Source organism: Shewanella sp. ANA-3 (assembly GCF_000203935.1).
Lineage (GTDB): Bacteria > Pseudomonadota > Gammaproteobacteria > Enterobacterales > Shewanellaceae > Shewanella.
The window spans coordinates 1,483,872-1,506,329 of sequence record NC_008577.1; the positions used below are offsets into that span (position 1 = coordinate 1,483,872).

General features: G+C 60.9%; 21 protein-coding genes and 2 pseudogenes. 22 read left to right on the forward strand and 1 reads right to left on the reverse strand.

The window, feature by feature from the left end:
• Positions 1–70: 70 nt before the first annotated feature.
• From SHEWANA3_RS06690 to SHEWANA3_RS06795, 22 genes and pseudogenes are all read left to right on the forward strand, one after another.
• A complete protein-coding gene (locus tag SHEWANA3_RS06690; RefSeq protein ID WP_041412584.1) occupies positions 71–1,525 on the forward strand; it encodes an MFS transporter in 1,455 nt (484 codons plus the stop codon).
• Positions 1,526–1,539: 14 nt separating this feature from the next.
• Positions 1,540–1,752 (forward strand): annotated as a pseudogene (locus SHEWANA3_RS06695) (LysR family transcriptional regulator); the annotation flags it as partial.
• A 99-nt stretch (positions 1,753–1,851) separates the two neighbouring features.
• Positions 1,852–2,735, forward strand: a pseudogene (locus SHEWANA3_RS06700) (SMP-30/gluconolactonase/LRE family protein).
• 315 nt (positions 2,736–3,050) lie between these two features.
• Positions 3,051–3,770, forward strand: coding sequence for an IclR family transcriptional regulator (locus tag SHEWANA3_RS06705; RefSeq protein WP_041412585.1), 720 nt, complete (start codon positions 3,051–3,053; stop codon positions 3,768–3,770).
• An 84-nt stretch (positions 3,771–3,854) separates the two neighbouring features.
• Entirely contained in the window at positions 3,855–4,262 is a 408-nt protein-coding gene (locus SHEWANA3_RS06710) for a heme-binding protein (protein WP_011716352.1), read from the forward strand.
• Positions 4,259–5,482, forward strand: coding sequence for an MFS transporter (locus tag SHEWANA3_RS06715; protein ID WP_011716353.1), 1,224 nt, complete (start codon positions 4,259–4,261; stop codon positions 5,480–5,482). Before SHEWANA3_RS06710 ends, SHEWANA3_RS06715 begins: the two co-directional genes overlap by 4 nt.
• Positions 5,469–5,762, forward strand: a complete 294-nt coding sequence (locus SHEWANA3_RS06720) for a putative quinol monooxygenase (protein WP_049795906.1) — start codon at positions 5,469–5,471, stop codon at positions 5,760–5,762. Before SHEWANA3_RS06715 ends, SHEWANA3_RS06720 begins: the two co-directional genes overlap by 14 nt.
• A gap of 9 nt (positions 5,763–5,771) precedes the next feature.
• Positions 5,772–6,713, forward strand: a complete 942-nt coding sequence (locus tag SHEWANA3_RS06725; protein ID WP_011716354.1) for a LysR substrate-binding domain-containing protein — start codon at positions 5,772–5,774, stop codon at positions 6,711–6,713.
• Complete coding sequence (locus SHEWANA3_RS06730; protein WP_011716355.1) at positions 6,710–6,973, forward strand: EexN family lipoprotein; 264 nt, start codon at positions 6,710–6,712, stop codon at positions 6,971–6,973. Before SHEWANA3_RS06725 ends, SHEWANA3_RS06730 begins: the two co-directional genes overlap by 4 nt.
• A 233-nt stretch (positions 6,974–7,206) precedes the next feature.
• On the forward strand, positions 7,207–9,204 hold the full coding sequence (locus SHEWANA3_RS06735; RefSeq protein WP_011716356.1) for a conjugal transfer protein TraG: 1,998 nt from the start codon (positions 7,207–7,209) through the stop codon (positions 9,202–9,204).
• Positions 9,201–9,665, forward strand: a complete 465-nt coding sequence (locus SHEWANA3_RS06740; RefSeq protein ID WP_011716357.1) for a CopG family transcriptional regulator — start codon at positions 9,201–9,203, stop codon at positions 9,663–9,665. Before SHEWANA3_RS06735 ends, SHEWANA3_RS06740 begins: the two co-directional genes overlap by 4 nt.
• The gene (trbB, locus tag SHEWANA3_RS06745; RefSeq protein WP_011716358.1) at positions 9,662–10,732 is read left to right on the forward strand and encodes a P-type conjugative transfer ATPase TrbB; all 1,071 of its coding nucleotides are present in this window, start codon (positions 9,662–9,664) and stop codon (positions 10,730–10,732) included. The genes SHEWANA3_RS06740 and trbB overlap by 4 nt, the downstream gene beginning before the upstream one ends.
• Positions 10,729–11,115, forward strand: a complete 387-nt coding sequence (locus SHEWANA3_RS06750) for a TrbC/VirB2 family protein (RefSeq protein ID WP_011716359.1) — start codon at positions 10,729–10,731, stop codon at positions 11,113–11,115. Before trbB ends, SHEWANA3_RS06750 begins: the two co-directional genes overlap by 4 nt.
• A complete protein-coding gene (locus tag SHEWANA3_RS06755; RefSeq protein ID WP_011716360.1) occupies positions 11,112–11,381 on the forward strand; it encodes a VirB3 family type IV secretion system protein in 270 nt (89 codons plus the stop codon). The genes SHEWANA3_RS06750 and SHEWANA3_RS06755 overlap by 4 nt, the downstream gene beginning before the upstream one ends.
• 10 nt (positions 11,382–11,391) lie before the next feature.
• Positions 11,392–13,842, forward strand: coding sequence for a conjugal transfer protein TrbE (gene trbE, locus SHEWANA3_RS06760; RefSeq protein ID WP_011716361.1), 2,451 nt, complete (start codon positions 11,392–11,394; stop codon positions 13,840–13,842).
• Positions 13,839–14,582: a P-type conjugative transfer protein TrbJ gene (gene trbJ / locus SHEWANA3_RS06765; RefSeq protein WP_011716362.1), complete on the forward strand. Its 744-nt coding sequence runs from the start codon at positions 13,839–13,841 to the stop codon at positions 14,580–14,582. The genes trbE and trbJ overlap by 4 nt, the downstream gene beginning before the upstream one ends.
• Positions 14,583–14,594: 12 nt before the next feature.
• Positions 14,595–14,912, forward strand: coding sequence for a hypothetical protein (locus SHEWANA3_RS06770; protein WP_011716363.1), 318 nt, complete (start codon positions 14,595–14,597; stop codon positions 14,910–14,912).
• Positions 14,909–16,291: a P-type conjugative transfer protein TrbL gene (gene trbL / locus SHEWANA3_RS06775; RefSeq protein WP_011716364.1), complete on the forward strand. Its 1,383-nt coding sequence runs from the start codon at positions 14,909–14,911 to the stop codon at positions 16,289–16,291. Before SHEWANA3_RS06770 ends, trbL begins: the two co-directional genes overlap by 4 nt.
• Before the next feature lie 18 nt (positions 16,292–16,309).
• Positions 16,310–17,014, forward strand: a complete 705-nt coding sequence (trbF, locus tag SHEWANA3_RS06780; protein WP_011716365.1) for a conjugal transfer protein TrbF — start codon at positions 16,310–16,312, stop codon at positions 17,012–17,014.
• The gene (gene trbG / locus SHEWANA3_RS06785; RefSeq protein ID WP_011716366.1) at positions 17,011–18,003 is read left to right on the forward strand and encodes a P-type conjugative transfer protein TrbG; all 993 of its coding nucleotides are present in this window, start codon (positions 17,011–17,013) and stop codon (positions 18,001–18,003) included. Before trbF ends, trbG begins: the two co-directional genes overlap by 4 nt.
• 2 nt (positions 18,004–18,005) lie before the next feature.
• Positions 18,006–19,286 carry a TrbI/VirB10 family protein gene (locus SHEWANA3_RS06790; RefSeq protein WP_011716367.1) on the forward strand — a complete coding sequence of 427 codons (1,281 nt, stop codon included), beginning with the start codon at positions 18,006–18,008 and terminating at the stop codon, positions 19,284–19,286.
• Positions 19,283–19,528, forward strand: coding sequence for a DUF2274 domain-containing protein (locus SHEWANA3_RS06795; protein WP_011716368.1), 246 nt, complete (start codon positions 19,283–19,285; stop codon positions 19,526–19,528). Before SHEWANA3_RS06790 ends, SHEWANA3_RS06795 begins: the two co-directional genes overlap by 4 nt.
• A gap of 735 nt (positions 19,529–20,263) precedes the next feature.
• On the opposite strand, the gene SHEWANA3_RS06800 is transcribed toward SHEWANA3_RS06795, so the two are convergent.
• Entirely contained in the window at positions 20,264–22,267 is a 2,004-nt protein-coding gene (locus SHEWANA3_RS06800) for a methyl-accepting chemotaxis protein (RefSeq protein ID WP_011716369.1), read from the reverse strand.
• Between the last annotated feature and the right edge of the window lie 191 nt (positions 22,268–22,458).

A 22,458-nucleotide genomic window follows, 5' to 3' on the forward strand; every position in this document is an offset into this window, starting at 1 on the left:
ATAAGTTGTTAAATTGTACTTGTTTAAAAAGGGTTTGAGAATGATCGCTTTATCGCGATGGAGATGCAATATGAACGATGATTCTCATCTTTTCACAACCTGTACCGCCCCTGCCAGACGTCCCCCATGGCTCGGGTTGTCCGTCCTGTTGCTGGCTGGCTTCGTCACCATCTTTGACCTGTTTGTGGTCAATGTGGCCATCCCCAGCATGCAAGCAAACTTGGGGGCGAGCTTTGCGCAGATTGGCTTTATCGTCGCGGGTTATGAACTGGCCTTCGGTGTATTGCTTATTATGGGCGGACGATTAGGCGATTTGTTTGGTCGCCGCCGGTTATTCATCGTTGGTATGGCGGGATTCACGTTGGCATCGGCGATGTGTGGGTTAGCCCCCAGCGCAGAAATTTTGATCGTTGCGCGCGTGTTGCAGGGCCTAGCTGCTGCATTACTGTTCCCGCAGGTCTATGCTTCCATTCGCGTGAATTTCGACGGCGACGATAGTCGGCGCGCCTTTGGCTTGCTGGGTATGACGCTGGGCCTGGCCGCCATCGCTGGCCAGGTGCTGGGTGGTTGGCTGGTGCATGCCGATCTGTTCGGATTAAGCTGGCGTACGATCTTCCTCATCAACGTACCTATCGGGCTGTTCGCGATCACCGCAGCATCTTGCATTCCCGAGTCCAGAGCCGAGCAAAGCCCGGCACTGGATTGGAGTGGTGTGATACTGGTCAGTAGTGGGCTGGCACTCTTGCTGGTGCCGCTGATTGAGGGGCCTGGGCAAGGCTGGCCTGCCTGGAGCCTGTGGAGCTTAGGCGGCGCCGTAGCGCTGATGGTGACGTTTTATCGGTATCAGGAGCGTCAGCGAATCGCCGGACGTTTTCCGTTAGTGGATATGCAACTGATGAGGCAGCGTCGCTTTGCGCTGGGAGCCTTGTTGGTTCTGCTAGTCTATTCCACATCCAGCTCATTCTTTTTGTCCTTTGCCTTGCTGGTGCAAACCGGTTTGGGGCTTGACCCCTTCGTCGCGGGCAGCATCTTCGCACCATGCAGCGTGGGCTTCGTCTTGGCATCACTAACCGCACCCCGGCTAGTGGCACTATGGGGAGCGCGCGCTATCGTCGCAGGCGCGTTGGTCTACGCGATTTCCATCGGGCTGCTGATTACGCAAGTGCAGATGGCTGGCGCAGAGCTGCTGCCGGTAACGTTGATTCCCGTGTTAATCATAGTCGGAGCTGGTCAGGGTTTAATAATGACGCCACTACTGAACCTGGTACTGGGCTTTGTAAAGGAGAACCAAGCTGGTATGGCGTCTGGTGTGATTTCCACTGTTCAGCAGGTCGGTGCTGCATTGGGTGTAGCCATAGTCGGCATCCTGTTCGGGACGGCGTTGACCGCAAGTAACGGTGCGTTAGCGCAAGCGGACCAATACGCTTCGGCCTTTGTCTCGGGAATGCTCTACAACTTGGGTGCCGCGCTACTTATATGCTTTTTGTTGCTTATTCTGGCAAGGTCGCAAAGGTCGGCTAGCTAGCAAAAGAGGAGTTAATGGAATGTCGGCATCTGCGTTGCCTTCTGGCCGTGGCCGAAGAACTACACTTCGCTCGTGCTGCTGAACGACTGCATATTGAGCAGTCGCCGCTATCGCGTGCCATCAAAGAGCTGGAAGCAGACCTGGGTGAACAGCTGTTCGTCCATACCAGCCGCAGCACGCGACTGACACGGGCCGGTAAATTGTTTTTGGAGCATGTGCCACGCGTTTCTGCGAGAACCCCGGCGTCTTTTGTCCCACGGATCTGGCACGGGTCGAATGTGACAGCGTAGAAGTCGTTGCCCGGAACTGGAGGCGCATCAAGGAATTTGGCAACGAGTGGCGATCATGGCCTGCGAAAGGTCGCCCATGTCCGTGCCGATCTTGGCGAGAGTCCAGTCTGGGATGCGCGCAAGGGGCTTTTATATTTTGTCGATATTTCCGGTGGGAAGATCCTCGTTCTGACCCCGCAAGCACGAGTGGAGGCCATCTATCTATCACGACGCGCACCGGTGCCTTAGCGCAGATCGATAAAGGCAATCTGATCTTCGCCGAGAACGCCAGCGTTGCTATGCTCGACGTCGATAGTGGCGAGGTATATATGCACTCTAACGATGTCCATGACGGAGTGAGTTATCGCTTCAATAATGGCGCTTGCGATCCGCAGGGACGCTTTGTCACTGGCCTTATGGATGAGGGGCCGAGCCGCAAGACCGGAGTACTGTATCGCTACGACAGCGAGCTGAATACTCAGGTGATCCTCCGGGACATGGCGCCGCCCAACGGCCTGGTCTAGTCGGAAGATGGGCGCACACTATTCTTCGTCGATTCCGTGGCACGTTCGATCTTTCGTGCCGATTATTCGGCTGAAGGTTCAATCGGGACCGTGACATTATTCGCCGAAACTCCGGCTAATTTGGGGCGCCCTGATGGTATTGCCTTGGATATAGCGGGAGAGGTGTGGGTCTGCCAGTTCAATGGTGGATGCTTGCTACGTTGCGACAGTATCGGAAATCTGAGTAATCGAATCAACATGCCCGTGCCCCGTCCCACTAGTTGCTGCTTCGGCGGAGAAGAGTTGGACACCTTGTACATCACCACGGCACGTTTTGCCATGACATCCTTGGAACTGGCCGATTATCCAGACGCTGGGGATCTGTACGCCGTACATCCCGAAATCCCTGGTATTCGACGTTATCTTTTCAAGGAGTGACAGTGTGCCTCTGGATCAAGGTCTTGCTAGGTTGGATCGTGTGAAAGTAGAAAAAATGTGTTCAAGAAATGGGTTTGGTTTGTGATTGCTGATTGAGAAAGTGTCAAATTACACGGTGTGGCGCGATCCTATCAGGGGGGCGGTAGCAAATCGACCACCTCCATCGGCCCTACAATCTCGAATTTAGAAGCCAATGTCTACTCAATCCAATAGTAGGTATGTCATCTAGTAGGTATGTCATCGTAAATATTCTATAATATCGAACTTAATTGATATGCCATTTTGGAGGTGGCGCGTGCCAGTTCTCTTATGTCAATGATCAACGAAAATCGGCGCATCCAATCCGTGGAGCGGGCGATGCTACTACTCGAAGCCATTGCAGCAGCGGGCGGCGAAGCACGTTTGGTCGATCTGTCGTGTCAACTCGGTCTAAGTAAGAGCACTCTGCATGGCCTGCTCAATACGCTGGCGGCAATGGGCTACGTGTCACGCCACGGTACCCGCTACGTCTTGGGGCTGCGGCTGCGCGAGTTAGCACAGCCGCTGGCCGATGCCGACGCGGCACTGCGCACGGTCTTCGCCTCCGCACTGCAAGAGCTGGCGAATCGCAGTAACGAGACTTGCTACTTGGCCGTGCCTTGCGGGACTCGCGAATATCTCTATATCGACGCGGTGGAAGGTAAAGGCAGTCTGCGCGTGGCCAGTCCGCGTGGACGCCGCGAAGGACTGACCACCTCGGCCATCGGGAAGATCTTTCTGGCTCATGATTCGAACCTGGCGCGCAGTCTTCGGCGAGCGGGATCACTACCTGCCTCACTAGAGCAAGAACTGCAATCCATCAAAGAAACAGGCTACGCACTGGATTTGGAAGGGGCCGAGCTCGGCCTGAACTGTCTGGCGCTCCCCCTGCGGCGACAGGGACACGTCGTCGCTGCTTTGGGTATCGCTGGTCCCTCTCAGCGGCTACGAGAACCCGTACTGTGCAAGCTAGCTACAACCTTTATGCGCGATATGTTCGACATAATCAAACTTTAGCCTCTGGTTAGTCTCAGCACCTTCCCGCGACGTGGATGCGAAGAAATAATAGAAGACTCTTTTAACTTCCAAGGAGTTTTTGTTATGTCGCTATTCCTAAGCGAAGCCACTATCCAAAGTGTCATAGAACGTGCCCTGGTGATCGCACGCGAACAGGGTTTCGCCATCAACATCGCCGTCGTGAACGATGCTGGTCTGCTACAGGGCTTCCTGAGCATGGATGGCGCGGTTCCCGGTGCTATAGACGTCTCCATCAAGAAAGCTCGTACAGCAGCGCTATTCCGTACCGACAGCCTAGAGCTTGGTGCGGCCGCCCAGCCGGGCGGGGCGATCTACACGCTGGAGGCAACCAATGGCGGCCTGATCAGCTTTGGCGGCGGCGTTGTGCTTCATGACGAGCTCGGCCGCACGATTGGTGCCGTCGGCGTGGCGGGGGCCACGGTCGAAGCAGATCAGATTATTGCCTTGCAAGCGGCGGGAAGGAGCTTATGAAACAGACTCATCGTACCCATCCTGGTGTCTGGGCGCTGGCGGTCACGGCCTTCGCCATTGGCGTGGCCGAGTTCATCGTGGTCGGCATTCTGCCAGCCATCGCTGATGATCTGAATGTCCCATTGGCACGTGCTGGAGGGCTAGTTGGTTTGTATGCGCTGGCGCTTGCGGTCGGTACACCCATAGTCGTCTTGACCTTAGCGCGCCTACCACGCAAGCCACTACTAATGGCTTTGGTAGCGGTGTTCTTGGCAGGTAATCTGATATCGGCACTATCGGCCAGCTATGAGCTGCTGCTGGCCGGACGCATCCTGACTGCGGTGGCACATGGCAGTTTTTTCGCCATCGGCGCCACCGTCGCGGCGCGGTTGGCGCCGAAAGGCCAGGCTAGTCGCGCCATAGCGATGATGTTCGCAGGTCTCACCCTAGCGATGGTGGTTGGCGTGCCGCTAGGCAGCCTGATCGGCAACGCGCTGGGCTGGCGTCTTCCGTTCTTCGCCGTGGCTGGGTTGGCGGGTCTGGCGTTTCTCGCAACCGCACGATGGGTGCCGGCGCTGCCGACGCAAGCGACTGGCCCGGTAGGCACGCAACTGGCGGCACTTGCCAGTGCGCCGATCCTAGCGATGATGGCTATAACTGTACTCGGGTTCGGTGCGAGTTTTGCCACCTTCACCTTCATTAACCCGATCCTGACAGACATCACTGGTTTTTCGACCCATACGGTCAGCTTGCTGCTGGTGGTGTTCGGTGTCGCGACGCTGGTCGGCAATCTTGCAGGCGGGCGTTGGGCGGCCAGTTTGGGTTGGCCGGTGGCGCTAAGGCGTATGCTAGCCGGACTACTTCTGGTGCTGGTGGCATTGGCCGTGGCGTTGCCGTTGAAGTGGGTGATGGTGCCGCTGTTGTTTGTTTGGGGCGTGCTGGCTTTCGGCATGTCGCCGGGATTCCAGGCAGGCATGCTGGAGACGGCTGGACGCTGGACTCCACGCGCGGTGGATTTCGCTTCTGCGTTGAACATCTCAGCTTTCAATCTCGGCATTACTCTGGGTGAAACATTGGGCAGTGGCCTAGTGGCCCAGGAGCAAATGGATATGACGCCGTGGGCCGGCGTGGCACTTGTGCTACTAGCGCAATTGCCTCTGTTATGGCTCGTGCGCAAGAACAACCAGCCCATTGCAACGAAGTTGCCTCTTTCTCAGGAGGGCCGAAATGTCTCCAGTTGAATTGCTAGTATCTATGCGGGCACATGAGAAACGCATTGAAGAATTGCGAGATGTACTGATGTTCTTACGCAATAACAGTCTGACGGAGCCGGGCTGCTTGGAATATCGTTTGGCGCAGGGACAGGCGTCGGTCAACCGCTTCTTCCTTGTGGAGCGTTGGGCCGACAATGATTCGTTGAGCAGGCACGAAACGACGCCGCATTACTTGGAAGGCGTGGCGCGTGTGCAAGCATGTTGCGAGTCCGTGGAACTTCAGCGGATCTCCTGGTTTCAGGAATGAGGATACGGCATGGAACTTCGCCACCTTCGTTGCTTCCTTGCCGTTGCTGACGAACTCCACTTCGCTCGTGCGGCGGAGAAACTGCACATCGAACAGTCACCGCTGTCACGTGCTATCAAAGAACTGGAAGAAGACTTGGGCGAGCAGTTATTCGTCCGCACCAGCCGCAGCACACGGTTGACACGGGCAGGCAAACTGTTTTTGGAGCATGTGCCGCGCGTCTTCACTGCTTTGGAGCAGGCGCGCGACAGCGTGAAGGCTGCAGCCAATGGCTTTCACGGACAGCTGCGCATCGCGTTGTCCGACGGCATCACACCATCGCGTCTACCGATCTTGCTGGCGCTTTGCAGACAGGAGGAACCGGAAGTTGAACTCAGATTCTTCGAGGTGCCGCTGTCGCAGCAGATCAAGGGGTTGCAGGACGACCTGTATGACGTGGGATTCGCACAATCCGATGACGTGGGTGACGGCATCACCGTAGAGGCGGTGTGGCACGATCCGCTCATGGTCGCAGTACCAGCCCGGCATCCATTGCTGATACATAAACGCATTCCTCTCGATGAAGTGCTGCGCTATCCACTGGTGCTATGTGATCCCAAGGTATGTGAGGGCCATACACGCCAGGTCGAACGTGTGTTGCGGCGTGCGGAGCAAGAACCCTTGATCGCCGAGCGCGTGGCCTCCTGCGACCTGATGATGGCGCTGGTGTCAGCCGGCTTTGCTCTGGGCCTGGCGGGCGCGCCGCATATCGCTTCCAGCCGCGAATCTGGTGTGGTCGCTCGGCCACTAGCGGGCCGTTCGCCGATGCTGACAACGTATCTGCTGCATCGGGAAGCGGAGACCTCGGAAGTGCTGGCCCGTTTCATCGAGCGGGTACAGGCTATCGAATCGCCTGAGGGCGTCAGGCTAGTGCCACCGCCCGAATCCGATCAGGAGGAAATCGAACTATGAAGCAGATCGTCCCATTATTACTGGTCGCGACATTGGCCGGATGCGGTCAGTCGGACTCGCCTCGACAGGCCGACGTGTTGACTGTGGAAGAACTGGCTGCTGATCCCGCGCGGCTGAAGGAGTTACGCCAGCAGTGCAAAACGGAACGCGCTCAGTTGGGCGATGTGCTGTGCAACCGAGTCGCCGAGGCTACGAACCAGCGCTTCTTTGGCGAAGGGGGTACGCCTTACACCCCGCCGGAGGAGTCGCCCAGGTTCTGACGGTCAATACTTACCAACATAGTTCGCTTTTTTTACTAACACGCCGCAATGCGCTCATGCTTGCGGTGTTTTTCCTGCCTTTTTCCCTGCATGAAACGATGTTTTTTGCATCATCTTGGTTCTGATAACAGTCTTTGACCGGCACCGGCCTGGCACTGATCCTCGCGTTATGCGGCACATTCTCGTGTCGTGATTGACCGAAGAATTAACGCGGGAATACTGGAGGCCAGCCAATGCAAGCTCAGGGCGTACTGTTTGGGCAGATCGCTGCCGTTTTCGGCATCGTGATCGCCGGTGTGTGGGGAGCCACACAATGGACTGCCGCCGCTCTGGGCTATCAGCTACGCCTCGGTTTGCCTTGGTTTGATCTCTTCGGCACACCGGTTTATCCCCCTTGGAAATTATTCGAATGGTGGTTCTTCTTTGGCGCTTACGCGCCGGAAGTTTTCGACACCGGTGGAGCGATTGCCGCCTGCAGTGGCCTGATGGCCGTCGTCGTTGCCATCACCATGTCGGTATGGCGTTCTCGGCAATCCAAGCGGGTCACCACCTATGGGTCAGCACGCTGGGCCAACGCCTCCGATATCCGTAAGGCCAAACTGTCCGAGCCGATGGGTGTTTTTCTCGGGCTGCACAACGACCAATACCTGCGCCATGAAGGTCCAGAACATGTACTCGCCTTCGCACCGACGCGCTCCGGCAAGGGTGTTGGTCTTGTCGTCCCAACGCTACTGTCTTGGCCCGCCTCTGTGGTTATCCACGACATCAAAGGTGAGAACTGGCAGCTCACTGCCGGCTGGCGTTCGCGCTTCTCACACTGCCTACTGTTCAATCCCACCGATTCGAACTCGGCCGGCTACAACCCGTTGCTGGAAGTACGGCGTGGCGCGCATGAAGTGCGCGACGTGCAAAACATTGCCGACATCCTGGTTGATCCCGAAGGCGCGCTAGAGCGTCGCAATCACTGGGAAAAAACCAGTCATGCGCTGCTAGTGGGTGCCATCCTGCATGTGCTTTATGCAGGCGAAGACAAAACGCTGTGCGGTGTCGCCAATTTCCTGTCCGATCCGGCGTGCCCGTTCGAACTGGCCCTGCACCGGATGATGACGACGAAGCACTTGGGCGATAAGCCGCATCCAGTGGTGGCTTCTGCTGCACGGGAAGTTCTCAACAAGGCAGACAATGAGCGTTCGGGTGTGCTCTCCACTGCTATGTCCTTCCTGGGGTTGTACCGTGACCCCACGGTGGCAGAAGTCACGTCACGCTGTGACTGGCGCATCGCTGATCTTATTGCGGCCGAGCACCCTGTTTCGTTGTACCTGGTGGTACCGCCATCGGACATCAGCCGGACTAAACCGCTTATCCGGCTGATCCTCAACCAGATAGGGCGTCGGCTCACGGAGTCACTCGATGGCTCTGACGGCATTCAAAGGCGCCACAAGCTGCTGCTAATGCTCGATGAGTTCCCGGCGCTTGGCCGGCTCGATTTCTTTGAGACTGCTCTGGCTTTTATGGCCGGCTACGGCATCCGCAGCTTCCTCATCGCGCAAAGCCTGAACCAGATCGACAAGGCGTATGGGCAGAACCATTCGATTCTGGACAACTGCCATGTACGAGTGACGTTTGCCACCAACGACGAGCGTACCGCCAAGCGCATTTCCGAGACGTTGGGCACCGCCACCGAACTGCGCGCGCAGCGCAACTATGCCGGCCACCGGCTCGCGCCGTGGTTGGGCCATCTGATGGTGTCACGGCAGGAAACCGCACGGCCACTGCTGACGCCTGGCGAAGTGATGCAGCTTCCGCCAGACGAATCGGTGGTGATGGTGTCCAGCGTCGCGCCGATCAAGGCGAAGAAATTGCGCTACTACGCCGACGCCAACTTCAAGCGCCGCGTACTACCGCCGCCCACGCTGGCAGCCGGGCAGTACGCCGACGCGCCGCCATCGCGGCTCGACGACTGGGGCGACCTGGCGATCCCGACCGTGCCTGTGGCGCTGGCCACGGCATCCGCCGATGACCCCGGCGGCGCCGACGACGGCGGCCTGCGCCGCCAGCCCGAACTCTCCGAAACCGTCGCCTACGACCCCGAGCCGGACGCACACGCTTCCGACCTCGCGCTGCTCGATGACGACGACCTGCCGCTGCCGCTTCCCGGCCAGCTCGACCCGGCCATGCAGCGCACGGCCCGGCTGGCTTCCCTCGACCCCAACGACGGAATCGACTTATGAGCCAATACCGCCTCAACCTGTTCATTCAGCACGAGCACGCCAAGCGCCTGGAAGAACTGGCCGCCAAGAAAGGCGTGTCCAAGTCGTCCATCGTCGCGGCGGCGCTGGCGTCCTGGCTGTCGCCGGACGCAGGCGACCAGCGCGAGGCCGCCATCGCCAAGCGACTGGATCGCTTGTCACGGCAGGCCGAACGCCTGGAGCGCGACCAGAACATCCAGATCGAAACGCTGGCGCTGTTCATCCGCTACTTCCTCACCGTCAGCACGCCGGTTCCCGAGGCCCATCAAGAAGCGGCTCGCGCCCAGGGCAAGGCACGCTTCGAGCAGTTCGTCGAACAGCTCGGCCGCCATCTGCTGCGCGGGCGCAGCCTGGTGCGCGACGTGGTGGAGGAGCTGCATCCCGACCCGATGCGACTGGATGACGCGGTGGCGCTGGCCGAAGCGCGGGAGCGGGCCTCATGAGCGCCGTTCCGCAGATCCCGCCTCAACCTCGTTCGTCCGCCGCAACCTCACTGGATCGACGAATCCAGATGCTGCGCACGGCAATGGGGCCGCTGATTGCCACCGCGCTCGAAGACCCGGACGTGGTGGAAATCATGCTCAACCCCGACCGCACCCTATGGGTGGATCGGCTGTCGTCGGGCCGCGCACCGCTGGGCGTGGAACTGCCCGAAGCCGATGGCGAACGCATCATCCGCCTGGTGGCTGCGCACGTCGGTGCGGAAGTGCATCGCGGCCAGCCGCTGCTAACCGCCGAGCTGCCGGAGACGGGCGAACGCTTCGAGGGCATCTTGCCGCCAGCCGCTCCCGGCCCGGCCTTCGCGCTGCGCAAGCGTGCCGTGAACATCATCGGCCTGGATCAGTATGTGGCCGACGGCATCCTGACCGCTGGCCAGGCGGACTTCCTGCGCCGCGCCGTGCGCGAGCGCCAGAACGTACTGATCGCCGGCGGCACCAGTACCGGCAAGACCACCCTCGCCAACGCTTTGCTGGCCGAGATCGCCGCCACCGGCGACCGCGTGCTGGTGCTCGAAGACACCATCGAGCTGCAATGCGCAGCCCGTGACCATGTGCCGCTGCGCACCCGTGCGGGCGTGGTGTCGATGCAGGAACTGGTGCGCGCCACGATGCGCCTGCGCCCGGATCGCGTCGTCGTCGGCGAAGTACGCGGCGGCGAAGCCCTCGACCTCATCAAAGTGTGGGGAACAGGCCACCCCGGCGGCATCGCCACCATCCACGCCGGTTCCGCGCTAGGCGCTTTGCTGCGCCTCGAACAGTTGATCCTCGAAGTCGCAGTGAATCCGCCACGGGCGCTGATCGCCGAGGCGGTCAACGTCGTCATCCACATCGCCGGACGTGGCCGCAAGCGCCACGTCGAAACCATCGCCCGTGTCGTCGGCTTCGACGGCACCGGCTATCGCCTGGCGGACGCGCTGGAAACGCCGTTTCCCGAATTGATCCCGCTTCCGCTCGCAGCCGACGCCGCTGCGCTTCCCCCGTCCCCTGACCAACCTGGAGAACTGCCATGACACACGCCCATGCTTTCCGCTTTTCCGTAAATCCGCTTCCCCACCTGTCCGGTCTCATGCGGCTGCGCAGCCTCGCGCGCCCTGCGGGGCAGGGGCTGCTGCTGGCCGCACTGCTGCTGTTCCTGGCGGATACGGCGCAGGCCGCCGGTTCCTCGATGCCGTGGGAGGGGCCGTTGCAGTCGATCTTGGAGTCGATTCAGGGGCCGGTCGCACGCATCGTCGCGGTCATCATCATCATCGCCACGGGCCTCGCGCTCGCCTTCGGCGACACGTCGGGAGGCTTTCGCAAACTGATCCAGATCGTCTTCGGTCTGTCCATTGCGTTCGCCGCGTCCTCGTTCTTCCTGTCGTTCTTCAGCTTCTCCGGCGGGGCCGTCGTATGAGCACGGCCAACGATCTTCCCGGCTTCGAGGTGCCGCTGCATCGCTCGCTGACCGAGCCAATCCTGCTTGGTGGTGCGCCGCGCACGGTCGCCATTGCGAACGGCACGCTGGCCGCCGCCGTGGGGCTGGGCCTGCAACTGTGGATTCCCGGCGTGGTGCTCTGGATCGTCGGCCATTCGCTGGCCGTATGGGGCGCGCGTGTCGATCCGCAGTTCATGCAGGTCTTCGCCCGGCACATCAAGCACAAGCCGCTGCTGGACGTGTGAGGACGATGCCATGCTGAACCTTGCCGAATACCGCCAGCGGCCCGCGCTGCTGGCCGACTGGCTTCCCTGGGCCGGGCTGATCGCGCCGGGCGTTGTGCTGAACAAGGATGGCTCTTTCCAGCGCACGGCACGTTTTCGCGGGCCGGACTTGGACAGCGCCACGCAAGGCGAGTTGATCGCCGCATCCGCGCGGCTCAACAACGCGCTGCGCCGCCTGGGTTCGGGCTGGGCCTTGTTCATCGAGGCCGAGCGCCGACCGGCTGCGGGCTATCCGCACTCGGATTTTCCCGAGCCGCTGTCCTGGTTGGTGGACGAGGAACGCCGCGCCGCCTTCGAGGAATCGGGCCATCACTTCGAGAGCGGTTATCACCTGACGATGGTGTTTCTCCCGCCGGAGGAATCGCGCGCCCGCGCTGCCAAGCTGCTCTACGAGAACTCGCCCGGCGACGGCGTGGACTGGCGTGGTCGGCTCGATGCCTTCGTGGCTGAAACCGATCGCGTGTTCGATCTGCTCGATGGCGTGATGCCGGAAATCGCCTGGCTCGATGACGACGACACGCTGACCGGCCTGCACGCGACGGTTTCGACGCGGCGCTACCGGCTCGGCGTACCCGAAGTACCGTTCCATATCGACGCGCTACTGGCCGACTGCGCCCTGGTCGGTGGCCTTGCGCCGATGCTGGGCGACCAGCACCTGCGGGTGGTGTCGGTGCGTGGCTTTCCGACCTCGACCTGGCCGGGGATTCTGGACGACCTCAACCGCCTGGGCTTTGGCTACCGCTGGAGCACACGCTTTCTCTGCATGGACAAAGCCGAGGCCGAAAAGGAACTCGGCCGCCTGCGCCGCCAGTGGTTCGCCAAGCGCAAGAACGTCGTCGCACTGCTGCGCGAAACGATCTTCCAGCAGGAAAGCCCGCTGGTGGATACCGACGCCAGCAACAAGGCCGCCGACGCCGATGCGGCCTTGCAGGAGTTGGGCAGCGATCAAGTCGCGTTCGGCTATCTCACCGCCACGGTGACAGTGCTCGACGCCGACCCGGCAGTGGCCGACGAGAAGCTGCGCATGGTGGAGCGCGTCATCCAGGGTCGGGGCTTCGTGACGATTCCCGAAACCTTGAACGCGGTCGATGCCTGGCTGTCGTCCATCCCCGGCAACGCTTACGCGAACGTGCGCCAGCCCATCTTCTCGACGCTGAACCTGGCGCACATGATGCCGCTGTCGGCGGTGTGGGCCGGGCCGGAGAAGAACGACCATCTGGACGGCCCGCCGCTGATCGTCACCCGCACCGATGGCGCGACGCCTTTTCGCTTGGTCACGCACATCGGCGACGTGGGCCACACACTGGTCGCCGGGCCGACCGGCATGGGCAAGTCGGTACTGCTTGCCATTCTGGCCATGCAGTTCCGGCGCTACTTCGGCTCGCGGATCTTCGCCTTCGACATGGGCCGCTCCATGCGTGCCACCATCCTCGGCCTCGGCGGCGAACACTACGACCTCGGCGCCGATGGCGGCATCGCCTTTCAGCCGTTGGCCCGTATCGACAGCGAGGGCTACCGCACCTGGGCGGCTGAATGGGTGGAAGGCCGGCTACTGCACGAAGGCGTGACCGTCGGCCCCGACGAGAAGGCAGCCATCTGGTCGGCGCTGGGTAGCCTCGCCGGTGCGCCGGTGGAACAGCGCACGCTGACCGGGCTTTCCGTGCTGCTGCAATCGAACGCGCTACGGCAAGCGCTGTCGCCCTATGTGCTTGGCGGCGCCCACGGCAAGCTGCTGGACGCCGACCGCGACCGGCTGGGCATGGCCGACGTGCAGGGCTTCGAGATGGAAGAACTGATGCACAGCCCCGCCGCCGTGCAAGCGGTGCTGCGCTACCTGTTCGCCCGCTTCGATGAGCGTTTCGATGGTGCGCCCACGCTGCTGATTCTGGATGAAGCCTGGCTGTTCCTCGATGAGCCATCTTTCGCGGCCCGCATCCGGCAATGGCTCAAGACGCTCAGGAAAAAGAACGTCAGCGTCATCTTCGCCACGCAGAGCCTGGCAGACATCAAGGACTCGACCATCGCGCCCGCGATCATCGAGAGCTGCGCCAGTCGGATTTTCTTGCCTAACCCGCAGGCGACCGAGCCGCAGATTCGCACGATCTATGAGGGTTTCGGGCTCAACAGCCGGCAGATCGAGATCGTCGCCACCGCGCAGCCCAAGCGCGACTACTACTACCAGTCGCGTCTCGGCAACCGCCTATTCGACCTCGACCTGGGGCCGTTGGCGCTCGCCTTCGCGGGCGCATCCACCCCTCAAGACCAACGCGACATCGACCGCGTGTTGACGCAGGCCGGCGCCCCCGGCTTCACCGGCGCGTGGCTGCGCCATCGCGGCCTCGACTGGGCCGCCGACCTGCTGCCGTCCTCACCGGCGGCCGCTTCGTTTCTCAACTCCCAACCACTGGAGGTTTCACCATGAAGACTAAGCCCCGTTTGCTGTCCGTCTCGCTCGCCGCCGTGCTGTCGGTATCGCTGCTGGCCGTGCAGCCCGCGTCCGCGCTGACGGTGTTCGACCCGTCGAACTTCGTGCAGAACACGCTGACAGCCATCCGCACGCTGGAGCAGATCAACAACCAGATCAACCAGCTCCAGAACGAAGCGCAGATGCTGATGAACCAGGCGCGCAATCTGGCGAAGCTGGACTTCAACATCGTCAATCGGCTGCGCTCGACGCTCGCCACCACTGAGCGCCTGATCGCCGAGGCACGCGGCCTGGCCTACGACGTGCAGAGCATGGACGCCACGTTCGCCCGCCTGTACCCGGAGCAATATGCCGCCACTATCAGCGGCGACCGCATGGCGCAGGACGCCCGCGAACGCTGGCAGAACACCTTGAACGGTCTGCACACCGCGATGCGGATGCAGGCGCAGGTGTCGCAAAACCTTGCTCAAGACGAAAGTGCGCTGGCCGACCTCGTGAGCCAGAGCCAGTCGGCCACCGGCGCGCTGCAAGCCATGCAGGCGACGAATCAGCTTCTCGCCTTGCAGGCCAAGCAGTCGATCCAGGCGCAGCAGCTCCAGATCACGCAAGACCGGGCCGCTTCGCTGGAACTGGCGCGGCAGGCGGCGGCGACCGAACGCGCCCGCGAAGTGCGGCGGCGCTTCCTCGGCACCGGCACACCGTACACGCCGCAGTCCGTCAACTTCTACAACAACTGACGGGGGGCGGCCATGCGATGCGCTTCCGTCCTGCTGGCCGTGCTGCTGACCGCTTGCGGCCAGCAGCCGGTCGAGAACTTGGCCGACGCCCTGGCCGCCGACCCCGTGCGGCTCAAGGAGCTACGCGGGCAATGCGCGGCTGATCGGCAAACCGTAGGCGAGGACGCCTGCCGCGCCGCCGCCGAAGCCTTCCGGCGACGCTTCTTCGCCGGCCACACCGGGCCGGACGAATACGAATCGCTGGCCGAACTGCCGCCGATTCCGCCGAGCTTCGACACGCCCACCGACGACATGCCAGCGCCGCTCACCTCGCCGGAGAACACGCCATGAACGACGTGACCATCATCGACCGTTTCCTCGATACGTTCTCGCGCTACATCGACTCGGGCTTCGGGCTGCTACAAGGCGAAGTGGCGTTTCTCACCGCCACGCTCATCGTCATCGACATGACGATCGCGGGACTGTACTGGGCCATGAGCCACGCCACCGGCCAGGGCGAGGACGTGATCGCCAAGCTGCTGCGCAAGGTGCTCTACGTCGGCGCCTTCGCCTACATCATCGGCAACTTCAACTGGCTGGCGAGCATCGTGTTCCGCTCGTTCGCCGGCCTGGGAATCACGGCCACCGGATCGGCCATCACGATGGAGAATTTTCTTCAGCCGGGGCGGCTGGCGAAAACCGGCATTGACGCAGGAGCACCGATTCTGGAACAGATCGGGGACATGGCCGGGTTCCCCGAGGTGTTCGTGAACATCGACCCCATCGTGGTGATGTTCCTCGCCTGGCTGGTGGTGATCCTCTGCTTCTTCGTGCTGGCGGTGCAGCTTTTCATCACGCTGATCGAGTTCAAGCTGACCACGCTCGCCGGCTTCGTGCTGGTGCCGTTCGCGCTGTGGAACAAGACGAGCTTCCTGGCGGAAAAGGTGCTCGGCAACGTGGTGTCTTCGGGCATCAAAGTCTTGGTGCTGGCCGTCATCGTCGGCATCGGTTCGGGTCTGTTCGCCGAGTTCCAAGCGCATCCCGATGAACCATCCATCGACCATGCGCTGGTCGTGATGCTGGCCTCGCTCGCGCTGCTGGCGCTGGGCATCTTCGGCCCCGGCATCGCCACCGGCCTGGTGTCCGGTGCGCCTCAGCTTGGCGCGGGCGCGATGGCCGGTGCTGCTGTCGGCGCTGTCGGCACGGGCGTCGCCATCGGTGCCGCCGCGACCGGCGTGGGCGCCGCCGTAGCCGCCGGGGCACGCATGGCGCCAGCCGCCGCGAAGCTGGCCGGTGCCGGGGCGCGTGCCGCCACCTCAGCGGCTGGCAACGCGCGGTCGGCGTTCCAGGCGGGTTCCACCGCTGCGGGCGGCGGGGCCAAAGGCGCGGCGGCTGGCCTTGGCAATGTCGCCAAGACCAGCGCACAGGCCGCCAGCCGCCGCGTCGCTTCTGGTGCTTCCGCAGCAGGGCAGAAGATGACCAGTTCCTTTCGTGCCGGCTGGAACGGATCTTCGGACGATGCCGGTGCAGCCGCGGCGGGCCAATCCGCCGCAAGCGAGGCCGCAGACGGCGCTGCCAACTCGCAGAAGCAAGAGCAACCCGCCTGGGCCAAGCGGATGCACCGCCGCCAGCAGATCACCCATGCCGCGACCACCACCGCCCACACGCTGCGCGGTGGCGACGGCGGCGGCTCAGGGCAAGGCCCGAGCCTGCGCGATTCCGATACCTGACCCTCAAGGAGAACACCCATGCGATTCAAACGACCGCAGGTGCGCTACGCCGATACGCCGCAGCCTGCCACCCCGTATCAAGCCGCCGCCCAGGTGTGGGACGAGCGTATCGGCTCGGCCCGCGTGCAGGCCAAGAACTGGCGGCTGATGGCCTTCGGCTGCCTGGTGCTCGCGCTACTGATGGCCGGTGGCCTGGTATGGCGCTCGGCGCAGTCCATCGTGACGCCTTACGTCATCGAGGTCGATCAGGCCGGACAGGTTCGCGCCGTGGGCGAGGCCGCCACGCCGTACCGGCCCGCCGATGCGCAGATCGCGCACCACCTGGCACGCTTCGTCAGCCTGGTGCGCTCGCTGTCCATCGACCCCATCGTCGTGCGGCAAAACTGGCTCGATGCCTACGACTACACCACCGACCGGGGCGCGGCCGTGCTCAACGACTACGCCCGCACCAATGATCCATTCGCTCGCATCGGCAAGGAATCGGTGACGGTGCAGATCACCAGCGTGGTGCGTGCCAGCGACACGTCTTTCAACGTGCGCTGGACGGAGCAACGGTTCGTCAATGGCGCACCCGCTGGCACCGAACGCTGGAACGCCGTGCTTTCCACCGTCCTGCAAACCCCGCGCACCGAACAGCGCCTGCGCAAGAACCCGTTGGGTATCTACGTCAACGGCCTGTCGTGGAGCCGCGAACTGGATTCTTCCGAAGGAGCCAAGCCATGAACCTGCCTTTCCGCTTTCACGCTTTGCCGTTGATCCTGCTTGCCCTCGCGGGCTGCGCCTCGCAGGGCAAGCCGCCGCCGACCATCTCACTTGATGAGTCAGTGCTGGCCCAGCCGCTGCCCGAACCGCTCGCGCCGGTGGAAGTCGTCGCCGTCCCCGAGCCGCTGGCGTTGCCGGCGCAGTTGAAGCCACTGCCGGAGGTCGATGCGGCCCCGGCTGCGCCGGAGCCAGCCGACGAGAAGGTACGTGTTTCCCGTGCCAACGCCGAGGCACGCATCGCACCCACACGCGAGGGCTACGTCAATGCTATCCAGGTGTGGCCTTTCACCGATGGTGCGCTTTATCAGGTCTATGCCTCGCCGGGGCGCGTGACCGTGGTTTCGCTCCAGCCGGGCGAGGAACTGGTGACGGTCGCCGCCGGCGATACCGTGCGCTGGATCGTGGGCGACACGTCCAGCGGCAGCAGCGACGCGCTGCGCGTTAATGTGCTGGTCAAGCCCATCCGCTCGGGCCTGAAAACCAATCTGGTCATCACCACCAGCCGGCGCACCTACCTGCTGGAGCTGACCTCAACGGAAAAGGCATGGATGGCCTCGGTATCCTGGGACTATCCACGCGACCGGATGCTGGCCTTGCAGCGCCAGTCGCAGGCGGCCAGCGCCGCCGCGCCAGTCGATACCGGCCTGGCGTTGGAGAAGATCCGCTTCCGTTACGCGGTATCGGGCAGCAACCCGCCGTGGAAGCCGCTGCGTGCCTTCGATGACGGCGAGAAGGTCTATATCCAGTTTCCGGCGGGCATTGCCCAGGGCGAGCTGCCGCCGCTGTTCGTCATCGGCGTGCAGGGCGACGGGCAACTGGTGAATTATCGTTTCCGCTCGCCGTACTACATCGTGGATCGCCTGTTCGGCGCGGCCGAACTGCGGCTGGGCGGCGATGGCGGCGACGTGGTGCGGATCGAGCGCACCGATGGCGTGGCGCGGAGGAACTGACCATGAGCCAGGATGACACTCCCGACCTCGCCGCTCCGCCGGCGGGCAAGGTGGCGCCCGAGGCTGTGGCGCTGCGTGCCCAGCCGCGTCCGGTCACGCGCCTGAACCGGCGCACGCTGGCCATCCTCGCGGGCGGCCTGTCGGTCGCCGTGCTTGGGGCCACGATCTGGTCGCTGCAACCGCATCGGCGCGGTACGGGCGAGCAAACCGAGCTTTACAACGTCGATCGCGTCTCGAAGTCCGAAGGGCTGGATGCGCTACCGACGGACTACTCGAAGCTGCCGCCAGCCTTGCCGCACGATGTACCCGAGCTGGGGCCGCCGCTGCCGGGCGACCTCGGCCCGGCCATCGTGAAGTCGCAGCAGCCGGTGACAGCCGCCTACGCGGCTCCCGGCCACGACCCGAACGATGCGCTGCGCAAGGAAGCCGAAGCTGCCGCAGCATCGTCCGTGTTCTTCCGCTCGGGTGCGCAGGCGGCCGCGCCGGTCGCGCAGTCGCAGGCCGCCACCGCGCCGGGCTTCGCCGCCAATGCGGCGTTCGACCCGATGGCCGCCGGGCCGGCCTCGACGGCGGCCCAGCCTGCCGATCCGACCGCCGTGCAGAACCGGCAAGACCAGAAGGAGGCTTTCCTGAAAGGCGGCTCTACGGAAACCCGCAATTCCGGCAACCTGACCCTGCCGGCTTCGCCGTATCAGGTCATGGCCGGAACGGTGGTTGCCGGAGCGCTGGTGACGGGCATCAAGTCGGACTTGCCCGGCGACGTGATCGCCACTGTGACAGAGCCGGTCTATGACACGGCCACCGGGCGTTTCCTGCTGATCCCGCAGGGTTCGCGCATCCTGGGCAAATACAACAGCCAGGTCAGTTACGGGCAGAGCCGCGTTCAAGTCGTCTGGAATCGGATCATTCTGCCGGACACGTCTTCGTTGACGCTCGACAATCTGGCCGGCGCAGATCCGGCCGGCTATGCCGGCCTGGAAGACGATGTGGACTACCACTGGGGCCGCATCTTTGCCGGTGCGGCGCTGACGACCCTGCTGGGCGTCGGCGCCGAACTGGCCGCGCCGGAGAATCGACAAGATGGCGATCGCGTCATCATCGCCGGGCGTGACAGTTTGCAGGACACGGTGAATCAAATCGGCCAGGAAGTGACCCGGCGCAACCTCAACATCCAGCCCACCTTGACCCAACGGCCCGGCCTGCCGGTGCGGATCATCGTCAACCGCGACTTGGTGTTGCGGCCGTACCAGCCGCTGTTCTTCAATCGGGGGACTTCACGATGAGCACAACCAAGAAGCTGCGGCTGGGGCCGCTGCCCAAGACCGAAAGCGTCAAGCTCACCTTTGCCTGCCCGGCCAGTCTTAAAACCGACCTCGACCGCTACGCCGCGCTGCACGCGCAGGCGTATGGCGAGGCAGTCGATGCGGCGACGCTGATCCCGCACATGCTGGAAGCGTTCATGGCGGGGGATCGGGGATTCAGAAAAGGAGGGGCAGGCAAGGCCGCCCCGCCGAAGCCGAGTTGACGATGCGGACGCCTCTACCATCCGCCCACGATGAAAGCGCAGCCCAAGGGCTGCGCTTTCGCTTTGAGCGGTGGCTTGCGATAGGCCGGGCTATGATGGCGGTGCGACCTTGCCCGCTCCGCCGCTCCTAGGCTTGCTTCCGCGAAGCGCCTATGCGGCACCTAGCTCAAAACGCGGTAAGAGCACACCGAGGCCGAAATCTGGCCTAACCTATTGCCCCACAAGACCTTTCGTACCGTTGCATGTCCGCACTAACGACTTGACAGCGGACATTTTTTATTACCACGTTATTAAGTTTAAGGGATTCGCTAAGGTGACTTGATTTGCTGAAATATGTTGTGCCACAACAAGCAACAAGCAACAAGCAACAAGCAAGAAGTTAGCAGCGGGGTTCCATAAGAAACAGGGCTCAATTTGTTTTAGCCGCACAGTCTCGATAAACCCCACAGCTTATTAAAGCGTTAGTTCAAGCTTATCTGAAAGCTTATGCTCAATTGCCAAAGCCAAAGCCAAAGCCAAAGCCAAAGCCAAAGCCAAAGCCAAAGCCAAAGCCAAAGCCAGCACGTTGCTCGAGCATGAAGTAGCACTAACGCGATAGGCGTTTAGCGTGGTTTACCTTGCAGTTTTGCTGCATGGATTTAGCAATGTCGACTTAATTGAATAGATGTAACTTAAGTTGAAAAGTAAAAAAATACCGCCCAAGTGGGCGGTATCTTAGTAAAGCAATGATTTGATTTAGGCCTTAAATTGGCTGATTTGTTGTTTAAGCGCGACGGCGAGGGAGGATAGATCATTCGCCGAGTTTACTGTTTCGGCTGCTCTGTGCTCACCTTCATTCGCCAGTTCGCTTATCTGGTGCAGATTATGAGTGATCTCTTGGGCAACGCTGCTTTGCTGCTCAGTCGCCGAAGCAATATTGCGTGAGCTAATCGCCAGTTCGCCAATTCTGCGGGTGATTTCCTCCAGCTGCTTGCCGGTTTCTTCCCCTTGATTCGCCGAGGCGATACCCAGCTGGTGGCTCTGCGCCATTTGGCTGGTGGTCGTTTTCACTTGAGATTGTAGCTTATCAATGGTTTGCGAAATTTCCAGAATGGAGGATTGTGTCCGCTGGGCTAAGGTTCGCACCTCATCGGCGACCACGGCAAAGCCTCGGCCCTGTTCCCCTGCGCGGGCCGCTTCAATGGCCGCGTTGAGTGCGAGCAGGTTGGTTTGTTCGGCAATGCTGTTAATCACCTCGGTGACTTTACTGATAGCCTCACTCTCTTGGCTGACTTTTTCGACGGCCTGATGGCTACTACTGAGTTGTTGGCTTAGTTTCAACAGATCCTGCACCACTTGGGTTTGTTGCTGTTGGCCTTCTTTGGCAGCGAGATCCACTTGTTGGCTCTGGTTCGCACCATCTTGAGCGTGGTTGGCGACATCGCGGATGGAGGTGGACATTTCTTCAATCGCGGTGGCGATTTGATCCGTTTGTTGCATCAATGCCTGGGCTTCTTCACCGTTTTGCTTAGCAATCCGCTGTGCTTTGGAGGCTTGTTGTTCAATGCTTTGCACTGAGGCTTGCAGTGCACTGATTAATTGTCGCAATTCCGATGACATGGTCGACACGCTGGTGGTGATCTTGTCGACCTCGTTTTGACTATCGTAGGCCGATGGTGGAAGCGGATGACTAAAGTCCCCCGTGCCGAGGATTTCCATATGGCGCTGCAGCGCATGCAAAGGCTTGAGTGAGCGGATTAGCACAAAGGATAGCAGTACGGTAATAAGCACAATACCTGTGACCGCCACTATGGCGTTGATGGTGAGTAGCAGTAGGCTCTCTTCATTTAATTCGTTTGCATTCACTTGACCAATCAACATCCAATTCCACCCATTTACCGTTTGGGTGTAGGCAAACATAGGTTGGTTTTTACTGTTAGTGTAGCGAAACTCCGATTGATCCTGTGTGGCTTGGCTAAGGGTTAATCCATCGAGCATGGACTCAGTTACTGGCTCGCCCGCATTAAATTTGGGATTGGCGACCAACACATTGTCGGCTTTGCGCATCAGCAGGAAGCTACCGGTTTCTTCTAGGGTGATTTTATTCACCGCGGCTTGTAACTGTGTGAGGGATTGAGTGATTTCAAAGCCGATATATAAGATCCCAATCACTTGCCCTTGGGCATCTTTAATTGGGCGATAGACTGTCATGTAGTCTTTACCGAAGAGTTTGGCGTAGCCTTCGTAAACTTCACCTTTGATAAGTGTTGGATAACCGGGATGGGTTTTACCGAGGAAGGTACCGAGGGCTCGGCTACCATCGGCCTTTTTTAACGAGGACGCAATCCGGACAAAGTCATCCCCATCGCGCACAAACACAGTGGCGGTTCCGCCTGTGAGGTTGGCAAAGCGGTCAACTTTACTCTTTGACGAGTTAATTTGTTCTTTTTCATGTAGTAACGCAGGTGTGCTGACGCCGAGTACATTCACGGTTTTATCTGGGCGACTAAATTGGCCGGGGTACATTTCCTTAAAGACATCGGCATTGCGTCTTGCTAGTTGCAGCAAGCTATCGTATTGCAGTTCCAGCATGTCGGAGACGGCGTGCATCTCGGCTTTCATGGCACTGATGCCTTTATCTTCGAGCACGTTTGACGCGGATTTGTAGGAGAGGGTACTCAGTATGCAGAAAATGATCAGGGTAAGGATAAAAGCGAGGGCACCAATCTGTTTCGCAATAGGCCAATTTTTATAGTTCATTGTACGATCCTATAGGGTAAAGGTTAACGCTAATGTAACCGAACTTTTACGTCGTGGTCTTGATATGGGTCTAAGATTTTCTATTATTTATAAATAGTTCGCTCACAGATACCAGTGTAGACCAGTCTCTATTTTAGTCGATAGGAATATACATTTGAGTGGTAGGAAGAGTGGCGTAAGGCGAGCGTTGA